Annotated in this window: 14 protein-coding genes; 7 read left to right on the forward strand and 7 right to left on the reverse strand. The window is 60.7% G+C overall.

Going from position 1 to position 12,839, the window contains the following annotated elements; translation table 11 throughout:
- Positions 1–45 precede the first annotated feature (45 nt).
- From FY550_RS00555 to FY550_RS00575, 5 genes are all read left to right on the forward strand, one after another.
- Complete coding sequence (locus FY550_RS00555) at positions 46–1,521, forward strand: alanine/glycine:cation symporter family protein (RefSeq protein ID WP_070980567.1); 1,476 nt, start codon at positions 46–48, stop codon at positions 1,519–1,521.
- Between the two features lie 71 nt (positions 1,522–1,592).
- The gene (gene thiS / locus FY550_RS00560) at positions 1,593–1,793 is read left to right on the forward strand and encodes a sulfur carrier protein ThiS (RefSeq protein WP_070980570.1); all 201 of its coding nucleotides are present in this window, start codon (positions 1,593–1,595) and stop codon (positions 1,791–1,793) included.
- A gap of 103 nt (positions 1,794–1,896) precedes the next feature.
- Positions 1,897–2,700, forward strand: a complete 804-nt coding sequence (locus FY550_RS00565; protein ID WP_070980572.1) for a thiazole synthase — start codon at positions 1,897–1,899, stop codon at positions 2,698–2,700.
- A gap of 185 nt (positions 2,701–2,885) precedes the next feature.
- Complete coding sequence (gene trmB / locus FY550_RS00570) at positions 2,886–3,515, forward strand: tRNA (guanosine(46)-N7)-methyltransferase TrmB (RefSeq protein ID WP_233350305.1); 630 nt, start codon at positions 2,886–2,888, stop codon at positions 3,513–3,515.
- A 358-nt stretch (positions 3,516–3,873) separates the two neighbouring features.
- Positions 3,874–4,377, forward strand: coding sequence for a hypothetical protein (locus FY550_RS00575; RefSeq protein ID WP_139148743.1), 504 nt, complete (start codon positions 3,874–3,876; stop codon positions 4,375–4,377).
- Between the two features lie 387 nt (positions 4,378–4,764).
- Here the strand turns inward: FY550_RS00575 and FY550_RS00580 are convergent, their stop codons facing one another.
- The 4 genes from FY550_RS00580 to FY550_RS00595 form a co-directional block, all read right to left on the reverse strand.
- Positions 4,765–5,697 (reverse strand): FKBP-type peptidyl-prolyl cis-trans isomerase N-terminal domain-containing protein, encoded by a 933-nt coding sequence (locus FY550_RS00580; RefSeq protein WP_070980577.1) that lies wholly within the window; start codon positions 5,695–5,697, stop codon positions 4,765–4,767.
- 142 nt (positions 5,698–5,839) lie between these two features.
- Positions 5,840–6,181, reverse strand: coding sequence for a tRNA-binding protein (locus FY550_RS00585; RefSeq protein WP_070980930.1), 342 nt, complete (start codon positions 6,179–6,181; stop codon positions 5,840–5,842).
- Positions 6,182–6,320: 139 nt separating this feature from the next.
- Positions 6,321–7,895 (reverse strand): nitric oxide reductase transcriptional regulator NorR, encoded by a 1,575-nt coding sequence (gene norR / locus FY550_RS00590; RefSeq protein WP_070980580.1) that lies wholly within the window; start codon positions 7,893–7,895, stop codon positions 6,321–6,323.
- A 168-nt stretch (positions 7,896–8,063) separates the two neighbouring features.
- Complete coding sequence (locus FY550_RS00595) at positions 8,064–8,636, reverse strand: TIGR02444 family protein (RefSeq protein ID WP_168169349.1); 573 nt, start codon at positions 8,634–8,636, stop codon at positions 8,064–8,066.
- Positions 8,637–8,690: 54 nt separating this feature from the next.
- Between FY550_RS00595 and FY550_RS00600 the strand changes: the two genes are divergently transcribed.
- Both FY550_RS00600 and FY550_RS00605 read left to right on the forward strand, forming a co-directional pair.
- Positions 8,691–10,628: an ABC-F family ATP-binding cassette domain-containing protein gene (locus FY550_RS00600; RefSeq protein ID WP_149054282.1), complete on the forward strand. Its 1,938-nt coding sequence runs from the start codon at positions 8,691–8,693 to the stop codon at positions 10,626–10,628.
- Positions 10,629–10,694: 66 nt separating this feature from the next.
- On the forward strand, positions 10,695–10,925 hold the full coding sequence (locus tag FY550_RS00605; RefSeq protein ID WP_070980586.1) for a ChaB family protein: 231 nt from the start codon (positions 10,695–10,697) through the stop codon (positions 10,923–10,925).
- Between the two features lie 98 nt (positions 10,926–11,023).
- On the opposite strand, the gene FY550_RS00610 is transcribed toward FY550_RS00605, so the two are convergent.
- The 3 genes from FY550_RS00610 to dtd form a co-directional block, all read right to left on the reverse strand.
- The gene (locus FY550_RS00610) at positions 11,024–11,431 is read right to left on the reverse strand and encodes a hypothetical protein (RefSeq protein ID WP_070980588.1); all 408 of its coding nucleotides are present in this window, start codon (positions 11,429–11,431) and stop codon (positions 11,024–11,026) included.
- A gap of 176 nt (positions 11,432–11,607) precedes the next feature.
- Positions 11,608–12,381: an SDR family oxidoreductase gene (locus FY550_RS00615; RefSeq protein WP_070980591.1), complete on the reverse strand. Its 774-nt coding sequence runs from the start codon at positions 12,379–12,381 to the stop codon at positions 11,608–11,610.
- Between the two features lie 18 nt (positions 12,382–12,399).
- Positions 12,400–12,837 (reverse strand): D-aminoacyl-tRNA deacylase, encoded by a 438-nt coding sequence (gene dtd / locus FY550_RS00620; protein WP_070980594.1) that lies wholly within the window; start codon positions 12,835–12,837, stop codon positions 12,400–12,402.
- Between the last annotated feature and the right edge of the window lie 2 nt (positions 12,838–12,839).

Consider the following 12,839-nt stretch of genomic DNA (forward strand, 5'->3'; position numbering starts at 1 on the left):
GCTCCGGGGCCGATACTTTTCAAACGCTGACATCAGAGTGCTGCCATGGAATTCATCCATACCATTGAAAATGCGATCCGCGTCGTGATGGAGCCGATCAGCGGCTTTATCTGGGGTTATATCCTGCTTTATCTACTGCTGGGGGCGGGGGTTCTTTTCACCATCATGACGAAATTCATGCAGTTTCGTCTGATGGGACACATGGCGCGGGTCACCTTTGGTGGTCGCGGCGCAGGTGAGGGCATCAGCGCCTTCCAGGCCTTTGCGACCTCACTGGCCTCACGGGTGGGTACCGGTAATCTGGCCGGGGTGGCGATTGCCCTCTGGGTTGGTGGCCCGGGGGCCATCTTCTGGATGTGGATGACGGCGCTGGTGGGACTGGCGACCGCCTTTGTCGAGTCCACCCTGGCGCAGGTCTACAAGGTGAAGCATGAGGATGGCGTCTTCCGGGGCGGGCCGGCCTACTATATCGAGCGTGGCCTGGGACAGCGCTGGATGAGCGTGCTGTTTGCCGTCTTTCTGCTGCTGGCCTATGGCCTGGCATTCAATGGTGCGCAGTCCAATACCATTGCTCAGGCGATGAACGGTGCCTTCAGCGTGCCCAACTGGTTGACCGGGGTGGTGCTGGTGGCCCTTACCGCGCTGATCATCTATGGCGGTATTCGTTCGGTGGCTCGCACTGCCGAGAAGATTGTACCGGTCATGGCGGTGGCCTACCTGCTGGTGGCGCTCTATATCCTGGTCGTTAATATCGGTGAAGTGCCGGCCATGCTGGCGCTGATCGTCAAGAGCGCCTTCGGGCTGGGGCCGGCAGTTGGCGGGGCAGCCGGCTATGCCATCAAGGCAGCCATGGAGAACGGCGTCAAGCGCGGCCTGTTTTCCAACGAGGCAGGCATGGGGTCGGCGCCCAATGCCGCCGCCACGGCCTCGGTGAAGCATCCTGCGGCTCAGGGCCTGGTGCAGTCCTTCGGTGTGGTATGCGATACCCTGATCATTTGCAGCTGCACTGCTGTGGTCATCCTGTTGTCGGGGGTCTATGACACGCTGATGTCCACTTCGCCCGGCCAGCATATCGAGGGCATCAAGCTGACCCAGGATGCCATGAGCGATCATCTCGGCACCTTCGGTACCTGGTTCATTGCCGTCGCCATCCTGCTGTTCGCCTTTACGTCGATCATTGGTAATTACGCTTATGGCGAGATCAACATGGGCTATCTGTTCGGCAAGCGCAGCCGTCTTGCCATTCAGGTACTGCGCCTGGCGGTACTGGCGATGGTGATGATCGGTTCGGTAGCGAAGCTGACCTTCGTCTGGGACTTTGCCGACTTCGCCATGGGCCTGATGGCGACCACCAACCTGATCGCGATCCTGTTGCTCTCACCGGTGGCCCTGCGGGCGCTGAAGGATTACGAGAAACAGCGGCGCAATGGTGTGCGCGAGCCGGTATTTGACCCCTCGGTGCTCAAGCGTCCCGAGACACTGGAACCCGGGGTCTGGGACACGCAGGCGGAACATCACTGAACGGGGATCGGCGCTGCCCCATGGGCAGCGTTATAATGAGGCGAAAGTCGACATCATGAGGAGGACGGCTCATGCAGCTTACGATCAATGGCGAAAGCCGCGCGGTCGACCGGGCAGCCACGGTGGCCGAGCTGATCGATCAGCTCGGGCTGGGGCATCGCCGTCTGGCCGTCGAGCTCAACGAAATGATCGTGCCTCGTTCGCAACATGGTGAGACGACGCTCAGTGAAGGCGATCGTGTCGAGATCGTGCACGCCATCGGTGGCGGCTGAGGCGTCAACCATCATGCATTTGCCGACACGGTGAGCTCGTTTGCGCTGGCCGTCTCGGCAATTCAACGCCCTATACCGTGGGCTCGTTTTCCAGGAGAACGCCATGAGTGCTGAAACGCGTCTCGATACGCCGCTGACGATTGCCGGGCGTACCTATGGTTCGCGGCTGCTGGTGGGGACCGGCAAGTACCGCGATTTTGATGAAACCGGACGTGCGGTTGAGGCCAGCGGGGCCGAGATCGTGACCGTCGCGGTACGTCGTTCGAACATCGGTCAGTCCCCTGATGAGCCCAGTCTGCTTGATGTCATTTCTCCCGAGCGTTACACCCTGTTGCCCAATACGGCCGGCTGTTTCAACGCACGTGATGCCGTGCGGACCTGCCAGCTGGCGCGCGAGCTGCTGGATGGGCACTCGTTGGTCAAGCTGGAAGTGCTGGGCGATGAGAGAACCCTCTATCCCAACGTTATCGAGACGGTCAGCGCCGCTCGCAGTCTGATCGATGATGGTTTCGATGTCATGGTGTACACCAGCGATGATCCCATTGTGGCGGCTGAGCTGGAGTCCATGGGCTGTTGTGCAGTGATGCCGCTTGGCTCGCTGATCGGATCCGGTCACGGTTTGCTCAATCCGCATAGCCTCTCGCTGATTGTCGAGGCTGCGAAGGTGCCGATTCTGGTGGATGCCGGTATCGGTACACCGTCGGATGCGTCGCTGGCGATGGAAATGGGCTGTGATGGTGTGCTGGTCAATTCCGCCATCGCGCATGCCCGTCAGCCGGTGATGATGGCCTCGGCGATGAGAAAAGCAGTCGAAGCGGGGCGCGAAGCCTGGCTGGCCGAGCGCATGCCGCGCAAGACCTATGCCGCTGAACCCTCTTCGCCGATGGCCGGTCGTATCAACGGCTGATTGTCTTTCAATACCCGTGCAGGTCTGCTCGCCCAAAGGTGGCCGGCCTGTCTTTATCCGGACAACACGGCATCATCATGTCCCGTAATGAGCAACAACCGATCTCCGCTGAAGCGGATCATCTCAACGACGTCGAGCAGCGTCCGAAGCGTGGTGTGCGCAGCTATGTGCTACGTGGCGGGAGAATGACCCAGGCCCAGCAGCGAGGCCTTGATGAGGTTTTCCCGCGTATGGGGCTGACTCTGGCGCAGGGGCCGATTGATCCCGTCGAAATCTTCGGTCGGCGTGCCCCGCTGGTGGTGGAGATCGGGTTCGGCATGGGCGGGTCGCTGCTGGAGCAGGCGCTGGCGCATCCACAGACCGATTTCATCGGTATCGAGGTACATCCCCCCGGTGTGGGCAAGCTGCTTGATGAAGCCGACAAGGCAGGCGTGGAGAATCTTCGCATCTATCGGGAAGATGCCATGCAGGTGCTTGATGAAGCGCTGCCGGCCGGCATGGTCGATACCCTGCAGCTGTTCTTTCCCGATCCATGGCCGAAGAAGAAGCACCACAAGCGACGCATTGTTCAGCCTGCCTTCCTGGCGCGCGTTCATCGGGTGCTGCGACCGGAAGGTCGGCTGCACATGGCGACCGATTGGGCCAATTATGCCGAGCATATGGTGGCTGTCATGCACGAAACGCCGGGCTTTGAAAATACGGCCGAGCAGGGCGATTTCGTACCGCGCCCGGCATTTCGTCCATTAACCAAGTTCGAGACGCGCGGTGAGCGGCTCGGCCATGGTGTCTGGGACCTGATTTATCGCCGGGTGTGACACTTCTGTCATGGCTGTTGGTTCGTTCAGGCAGGCCAGTAAGCCGCAGTGACTATTGGAACAGACAGTAAAAAGCCGCCCCGGTGGGGCGGCGAAAGGACCGTGACTAGCTTGATGAGGAGATGACTACAGATGGGAGGCCTGACCTCCTCCCGTTTGTAGCCATGTGGCGCATGGCAAGCACCACACCTTCAACTCTGGAGGATAGGGCTTGATGTGTCAATAATAATGAGAATAATTTTCATTGGTATTCATGACCGGAACAACTGCTTTTGGCATGCCGGGCTCACGTCCGAGCCGACAAGCAGGTATGCTGGCAAGCGATCAACGAGCCATGGGCATCGGGACTGAATGTAGCATGCGTGCTGTTCGAATCGACCGTCGTAATGAAGACCAAACCCGCCCGCCAGTACTGAATGCACTGATTCTGGTGACCCTGGTCACCATCGTCGTGGCGTGCTGGTATCTCGGCTATTACTATCTTGGCAGTGCCGGTGACAGGACTCGCTGGTTACCGCCGGCGCCCTTCTGCAACGTACTGAAAGGTTCCTGTCACACGCGTCTGGCCCAGCATGGTGCTCTGGAAACCCATGTCGCACTGCATGATCGACGGCTTGATATCACCGTGCGCACCGAAGACATGGCCGCGCAAACGGTTCAGGGGGTTCTCGGCGGGCGCAATGAATACACCAGGACATGGGATATCGAGCTGCATCAGGTGGCGTTGCACCACTATACCGGGACGATACCCGTACGCTTCTGCCAGCGCTCGTCACAAAGCTGGCGCCTGCTCATCCGGGTGATCGATCAGGAAGGGCACAGACTTGGCAGCTGGTACGATTTCGATCAGCCATGTCAATAGCCTCAAACAACCTTCAAATGAATTATCCACAAATTCAACGCGCGGCCATTTGCCGCCTGTGGGTAATTGACAGTGCTCGGAAAATTCGTTATCGCGCTTGCCGGGCATGAAATTTTTATTCTTTTATATCAGTGCGTTGCCGGAGATTTGTAAAGGCTTTTTGCTATGCTGGAACATGGCTGCCGTGCGCCTGCAACCTCTTTTCACGTCTCGCTACTGGTAGAGAATTCATGCTCCCTCACACTTGTTCCACATAATTATCCACACCCCTGTGAATCACAATGTGCAAGTGAACATGGGGTGATGGCAGCACGGAAAGGGGCAGGGAAAGGAGAAACAACAACGCCCGGGAAAGTTTCCCGGGCGTTATCGTGATTGCGCGCTGCTTCAGTTCGAGGCTGCCGAAGCCGACGCGTCGCTATCGTTGGCACTGCTGTCGTCATTGGAGCCGGTCTGCGCGGACTGGTCTGCGCTTCCCTGAGCGCTGGCAGTGCTGTCATCCGAGCTCTTGACGTCATCGCCGACTGCAATCAGATGCACCTTGAAGATGAGCGTCTGATTGGGACCGATCGGCCCGGTACCGCCCTGGCCATAGGCCAGATCGGCCGGCACGTAGATCATCCAGGTCGCGCCTTCATGCATCATCTGGAGCGCCTGCTGCCAGCCCTCGATGACCTGATTGACCTGGAAGGTGACCGGCTGACCACGCTTGTAGGAGCTGTCGAAGACCTTGCCATCGATGGTCTTGCCTTCATAGTCGACCTTGACCTGGTCATCGGCCGAGGGCTGCGGGCCGTCACCCTGGTCGACCACCTTGTACTGCAGGCCTGAGTCAGTGGTCTTTACGCCATCCTTCTCAGCGTTCTGCTTGAGAAACTTCTCGCCGGCGGCCTTGTTGTCCTGAGCCTCCTGCTTCTGTTTCTGCTGCTGCTGGGCAATCATCTTCTGCTGATACTGCTTCAGGGCCTGACTGATCTGGTCCTGGCTCAGCTTGAGTTCCTTGCCGTTGTAGCCGTCGCGAATACCCTGAGTGAAGGTATCGAGATCCAGGTCGCTCATGTCCTGACTCATGTTCTGAGCCATGGTGGCCCCGATGGCATAGCTCAGTCGGGCCTGGTCGGACTTGAACGGTCCCTTGTCGCCGTCTTTCTGCTGGTTATCGCCGTTCTCGCTACCGCTGCCGGTATTGTCGGCCTGCTGGCTGCTCTGCTGCTGATCGTTGTTCGACTGATCGGCCTGGTCGTTGTCATCCGACCCGTTGGAGCAACCGGTCAGGATCAGCAGGGCACTGAGCGTGGCGACGCTCACCAGTTTATTCATGAAGACTCCTGAGACTGAGGACTTTAAACGAATGGCTGCACGGAGAACCGCAGGATAGCCATTCGCCTGTAGTGGTTTGAGACTTTATCAGGGGGCGTCGAGTTCCGCATCCGTTGTGCATCATTGCCCGCGGGCTAACCGGTTACAGCAGCCGGGTCCCCAGGGGCACCGTAGCGTCCGGGATGCACAGGGCGACCTGTTGCTGTTCGTTGTGAAAGCCGGTGACCAAGCATTCCGACATGATCGGCCCGATCTGCCGGGGTGGCAGGTTGGTGACGGCGACCACCAGCCGGTCGACCAGCTGCTCCGGCGTATAGAGTTCAGTGATCTGCGCGCTGGATTTTTTCACCCCGAGCTTCTCACCGAAATCGATATGAAGGATCAAAGCCGGCTTGCGTGCTTCGGGGAAAGGTTCGGCACTGACGACCCGGCCTACTCTTAGCTCGACCTTCAGAAAGTCATCCCGGGTGATGGTGTCGCTCATCGATGCTTCTCCGATCGGTGATGGATCGCTGAGCTTACCCCGTCGAATGGCACAGATCATGTCGTGGCGACATCGAGTCATCCCCCGATGCTATCCGCCAGCAAAGGATGAGCGCAGCGCGAGTGATCCGAACGCCTGATTACTTCAGTGCCAGCCGATGTGCCAGCCGATGCAGGTTTCCGCTGTTCATCTGCAGGGCACGTGCCGTGGCGGCCCAGTTGTGATTGTGCGCTGCCAACGCCCGGGCAATGTGCTGGCGTTGAAAGTCATCGACCGCATCGCGCAGGGAGCGCCAGTCGGACTCGGTGTCATCAGCCCTCGGCAGGGCGCTGACAGTCGATGGCGCCGTTTCGGTTGGGGCGGATGCCGGATCCGGGTCCGGCAGCTCCAGATGTTCAGCGCGAATGCGCACGATACTCTGGCGGCGGGTTTCGGCGCTGCCGGGCACTTGCGCCCCCAGAGCGCGTAATGCAGCTCGCCCGAGGGTATGTTCGAGTTCTCGCACATTACCCGGCCAGTGCCAGTTCATCAGGGTGCGTTCGGCAGCCTCGTCGAGGCGCAGATTGGCCACTCCCAGCCGGATCCGGTTGTCCTCCAGGAAGTGACCCGCCAGCAGGGCAATATCCTCGCGGCGGTCACGCAGCGCCGGGATCTCCAGAGGGAAGACACCCAGCCGGTGGTAGAGGTCCTCGCGAAAGCGTCCGGCCGCCACTTCGGCACGCAGGTCGCGATTGGTCACCGCCACCACTCGCACATCGATTTTTACGCTCTTCTCGCTGCCCAGTGGCTGGATCTCGCCTTCCTGAAGCACTCGCAGCAGCTTGGGCTGCAGGTTCAGTGGCAGCTCGCCGATCTCGTCGAGCATCAGGGTGCCGCCATCGGCCATGGCGAAGTGTCCGCGATGGTCACGCACTGCGCCGGAAAAGGCCCCCCGGCGGTGACCGAACAGCTCGCTCTCCACCAATGCTTCGGGCAGGGTGGCGCAATTGACCCGTACCAGCGGGGCATGGCTGCGCGAGGAGAGTTCGTGCAGCCGCCGGGTGATCAACTCCTTGCCGACGCCGGTTTCACCGTGCAGCAATACGCTCATATCGGTGGGTGCTACCAGCGCCAGGCTCTCTTCGAGTCGCCGCATGGCGGGACTGAGCCATTGCGGGGTGTGGCTCGGCAGTGAGGACTCCGGTGCCAGTGCCTCATTGAGCCGCGAGCGGGTGTCACTGAGCTGCCAGGCAAGCCGCAGACAGGTGCCAAGCAGGCCGGCGGCGGCCAGCAGCTCATCATCATCGATGGTGGCGAGCCGGCCGGGTTCGAGGGCGTCAAGCGTCAACATGCCGATCAGTCGTTCGCCATCACGCAGGGCGACACCGAGGCAGTCGTGGACATGGGTCAGCGCCTCATCGAGCAGCCCATCGAAAGGATCCGGCAGTTCGCAGTCCTGCGGAAAGCGGCAAACATCGGGGTGGGCAGCAATCGCTGCCAATCGGGGATGCGCCTGCAGGGCAAAGTGGCGTCCGCGAACCTCTTCATCCAGTCCCAGCACGGCCACCGGCTGCAGACCATCGTCGACCACCATCATCAGGGTACTGGCATCGGCCGGGTAGCTGCCGACCAGCGCTGCCAGCAGCTGTGACCACTGTGTTGGCAGGGTCTCAGCTGCCTGACCGGTACTCAGACGGGCCAGCAGATCGCGCAGACTGGAGAGAAAGCGTGTCATTTCAACAATCACCTGCAAAGAGCATCGTATTGACAGTCAATCACCGTGTCATTGTGACAATAAGCAGAGCGTGACGACCACCCCCGGCTCTCGCAAGGTCCTGTTCCGACTCGCTGATGGTCTGCCAGTCGAGCCTGCCCAGTACTGTTTCATTGGGCCACGCGGCATTCATGAAGGCCGTCGAGCAGCCTCTGGCGCATTGGGCGTCTCCGCGGCCGGAACGCGCTGTTCCGGCCAGGGCGGGAGCGCCATGGCCTGCTGCGCCAGAGTGGTCAGCGCTGCTTCGAGCGAAGCAACGCTCGGGTGATAGTGAGTCGTCAGTTCGATGGCGAGCGAATGATGGGGCGCAGACGTGACGCTGTCATGAAGCTCGGCCAGCGCCTGCAGCCGGGTCAGCGCTTCCAGTTCGCTCTCCAGTTCGGCGCGCTTGAGGTGGGTGCGTAGTGTCTCCAGGCGAGGCTCATCGGTAGCTAACGACTTGAGTCGACGCCGTCGATGGCGCAGTGGCGCGGTCATCTCCCGCTGCCAGCGCCGGATGTCCGCCAGTCCGGCTTCGGTCGCAGGGCCGGGGGCCAGGCCATGATGGGCCAGCCAGCAGCGCCACAGCAGTTCGCAGACATCCAGTCCGCCCTCGTCCTGCAGGGTCAGACAGGCTGCCTCGACACCGGGGCGACCATAAAGCGTCAGTGCAAAGCGCCGAAGATCGGGCTCGAATCGGTTAGACTGGGCGGTTTCAGGCATGCTCATTATCACGTCGCGAAGCGTCGCGGCGTCCTGCCATCAATGGAGAGAGGCATGATTGCATTCCGCCAGCTCGCGCTGCAACGCGGCGGGACACCGCTGATCGAGTCCGCCGACTTTACCCTCTCCGGACCGCAGAAGGTGGGGATCGTCGGTGCCAATGGTGCCGGCAAGTCGAGCCTGTTTTCGCTGTTGCTGGGCGAGTTGACGCCCGATCAGGGCGAGGTCGATATCGATTCCGGTACTCGCATCGCCCATATGGCACAGGAGATCGAGGCACTCGATCGCGGGGTGACCGATTACGTGCTCGATGGCGATGATGAATTGCGTCGTACCGAGATTGCGCTCGCCCGGGCCCGGGCTGCCGAAGAGCACGAGCATGAAGCCCGTCTGCACGGCGAGATCGAGGCACTGGATGGGTATACGGCCCGCCCGCGCGCCGAACAGCTGCTGGTCGGGCTGGGGTTTGCCCAGTCGGATCTTGACCGACCGCTGGCAGACTTCTCCGGTGGCTGGCGGATGCGTGCCAACCTGGCGCGTACCCTGTTCATGCCATCGGATCTGATGCTGCTGGACGAGCCCACCAACCACCTCGATCTCGATGCCCTGCTGTGGCTGGAACAGTGGCTCTCCCGCTATGACGGGACCCTGATGCTGATCTCCCACGATCGCGACTTCCTCGATGCGGTCTGCGACCACATTGCTCATTTCGAGGCGCGTCGGGTTACGCTCTATCGTGGCAACTACTCCACTTTCGAGCGTACTCGGGCCGAGCGACTCGCTCAGCAACAGGCCGAATACGAGAAGCAGCAGGCAAGGCGCGCCGAGATCGAACGCTTTGTCGAACGCTTCCGGGCCAAGGCGACCAAGGCGCGCCAGGCACAGAGTCGGCTGAAGATGCTCGAACGCATGGAGGAGGTCGCGCCTCTTCGCGCCAACTCACCGTTTCAGTTCACCCTGCCGGCGGCAGAGAAAGTGTCCAATCCGTTGCTGGCGCTTGATCGTGCCGATATCGGTTATGGCGATTCGCCGCTGCTGACCGGCGTACGGCTGTCGCTGGAACCAGGCAGCCGGATCGGGTTGCTGGGACCCAACGGGGCCGGCAAGTCCACCCTGATCAAGGCGCTGACCGGCGCACTGCCGCTGCTGGCCGGCAGTCGGGTCGAGGGTGAGCACCTGGCCATCGGCTATTTCGCCCAGCATCAGCTCGACAGCCTGGACATGCAGGCCACCCCCTATACGCATGTGCAGCGGCTGTCACCGCAGGCCGGTGAGCAGGTGATTCGCAATTTCCTCGGCGGGTTCGGCTTTCGCGGCGATGATGTCTTTGCCAGCGCCGAACGCTTTTCCGGTGGCGAGAAGGCGCGCCTGGCATTGGCATTGATCGCCTGGCATCGGCCCAATCTGCTGCTGTTGGATGAACCGACCAACCACCTCGATCTGGAAATGCGCGAAGCGCTGGTAGATGCCCTGACGACCTTCGAAGGCGCCGTGGTAATTGTGTCCCACGATCGCCATCTGCTGCGCGCCAGTGTGGATGATTTCTGGTGTGTCGCCGATGGATCGGTAACGTCCTTTGATGGTGATCTCGACGATTATCGCGCCTGGCTGAAGGCGCGGGTCGATCAGGCACGCCGCCAGCCGGAAAGCGTTGAAACCACTCCTGAGAGCACCGACAGCGCTCGTGAAGGGCGTGGCGATCGCAAGGCGGCGCGTCAGGCTGCCGCCGAGCGGCGCGAGCAGCTCAAACCATTGCGCAAGCGCCGTGATCAGGCCGAAAAGGCCGTCAATGCTACCCAGCAAAAGCTGGACCGGCTCGAAGAGCAGCTGGCCGACCCGGGGTTGTACGAAGCCGAGCGCAAGGAGGAAATGACCCGGTTGTTGCGTGAACAGGGAGAGCTCAGGTCACAGCTCGATGAGCAGGAGCAGGTCTGGCTGGAGGCTGAAGAAGCGCTGGAGACCCTGGAAGCCGAATTGACGGCTTCCCAATGAAGGCTGTCTGATCGACTTCTATACTGAAGCTGCTGATTGCTCTCATGAATCGAAAGGAGTCGAGTCATGCCTTACAACAACCGTGACGATATTCCCGAAAGCGCCCGCAAGGTGCTGCCGCCACACGCGCGCACCATTTACAAGGAAGCCTTCAATGACGCCTGGGAGGAGTACAGGAATCCTTCCGATCGGCGAGGTAACAGCTCTCGCGAGGAGACCGCCCATGCCGTGGCATGGAAGGCTGTCGAGTCGAAATACAAGAAAGGGGATGATGGTAAATGGCATCCCAAGCATTGACCCGATCGCTGTCACCGGGGTGATGATCACGGTGAGAGAAAGGACTGGCAGGCTCGTCTATCCCGATACAGTGTCGGGCAGGCGAGCCGAGCCACTTCTCAGCCGAGGCGCGGTGCGGGACGGGCGCGCAGGGCAATGCCGGTGCGTGCGAGGACTTGCCCACTTTCTTCGAACAGCTGGCGTAGTGGAGGCGGAAGTGCGGCGCTGAAGGCCGTTCCTTCGTCGACCCGATGGCGTATGAAGTAGTGCAGGGTCGCCAGCAGATTCAGTTCATCATGAGAAACGAAGGGCGACTTCGGTCCCAGCAGCTCGAAGCCCTGGTGCTGATGGGTAGCGGCTCGGATCAGTGCCAGCAGTGCATTCCTGTCATCCACCGTCATGCTGATTTGCTGTGCCACAAGCACCTCGTCTGGTGTTTCGTCGTGGCCGAAGGCGCGCAACGCTTTCAACAGGCGCTGTTCGGCCCTTGAGCATTGACGCCTGAGAAGCAGAATCTCCCCTGCCATGACATGCCTCCTCCAGGGCAGGTCCCGAGCCATGTCTGCATGCTCACTGGCCAGACCCTGATAACATATTTCAGCTTGCGGAATTCTTTTTAACCAAGGTTAATTAAAGGAGTGACCTGATTGAACTGTCAAGCTGCCAATGGTGGTATGGAAAGCCGCGGATGAGGAGCCCGGGCTTATTCGGCGTAGATCATCCGGCGAGTCATGCCCCCATCGACCGGGAAGTTCTGACCGGTAATAAAGCCGGCCTCGGAGGAGGCCAGAAAGGCTACCAGTGCAGCAATGTCCCCTGGTTGACCCACTCGTCCGGCAGGATGCTGTTTACAATCAATCTCGCGGTGTTCGGGTGTATAGCGTTGACCCATCTTCTGATGCTTGCCCACCTCGATCCAGCCCGGACAGATGGCATTAACCCGAATTTCGGGGCCGAGGCTGACTGCCATGGCATGGGTCAGCGACAGCATGCCACCCTTGCTGGCGGCATAGGCTTCGCATTCGGGTTCGGACTGCAGAGCCCGGGTCGAGGCGATGTTGATGATCGACCCCTGGCTTGCGCGTAACAGCGGTATGGCACTGCGTGAGCAAAGAAAAGCGCCGGTCAGATGTGTATCGAGCCAGCTGTGCCAATCCTCGAGTGAAAGTGACTCCAGCGGGCCGCAGAAGGGATTGGCCGGCCCGGCGTTGTTGACCAGCAGCTCCAGCCTGCCATGCCAGGTCTTCAGCTGTTCAAAGGCCGAACTTACGACCTGCTCATCTCCGACGCTGCCAGTCAGTGGTAGTAATCGATCCGAATCGAATCGGCCGGCGAGCTCGGCAAGCGCTTCGTGGTCAATATCCAGCACGGCCACGCGCCAATCGCGGTCGAGGAGATATTCGCTGATGCCGCGCCCGATGCCCTGAGCACCACCAGTCACCAGTGCCGTCCGAGCGGTGGAAGAGGAATCCGTCATGAGGGCTCCGTCGATGGCTCAGGTTTCGAGCAGAAAGGTGACCGGCCCATCGTTGGTCAGCGAGATCTGCATCTCGGCACCGAAGCGGCCGGTGGCAACGTTCGACCAGCGGGCCCGGGCCTGCTCAACCAGATGGGTGAACCAGCGCTCACCGATCTCCGGCGGCGCGGCACGGGAAAAGCCGGGACGCATGCCACGTGAAGTATCCGCCACCAGGGTGAACTGTGAAACCAGTAACAGGCCACCTTCGACATCGCATACGCTTCGGTTCATGCGACCGTTATCGTCGCCGAAGATGCGGTAATTGAGCAGCTTGTGCAGCAGCTTGTCGCTGCGCTCGGCGGTATCGTCGGGCTCAATCCCGATCAGGGCCAACAGGCCCTGATCAATGGCGCCGACGGTCTCTTTGGCCACCTGAACCTCGGCGTGGGTGACGCGCTGAATCAGGGCGCGCATGG

This window comes from Kushneria phosphatilytica (genome assembly GCF_008247605.1).
Classification (GTDB): Bacteria; Pseudomonadota; Gammaproteobacteria; order Pseudomonadales; family Halomonadaceae; genus Kushneria; species Kushneria phosphatilytica.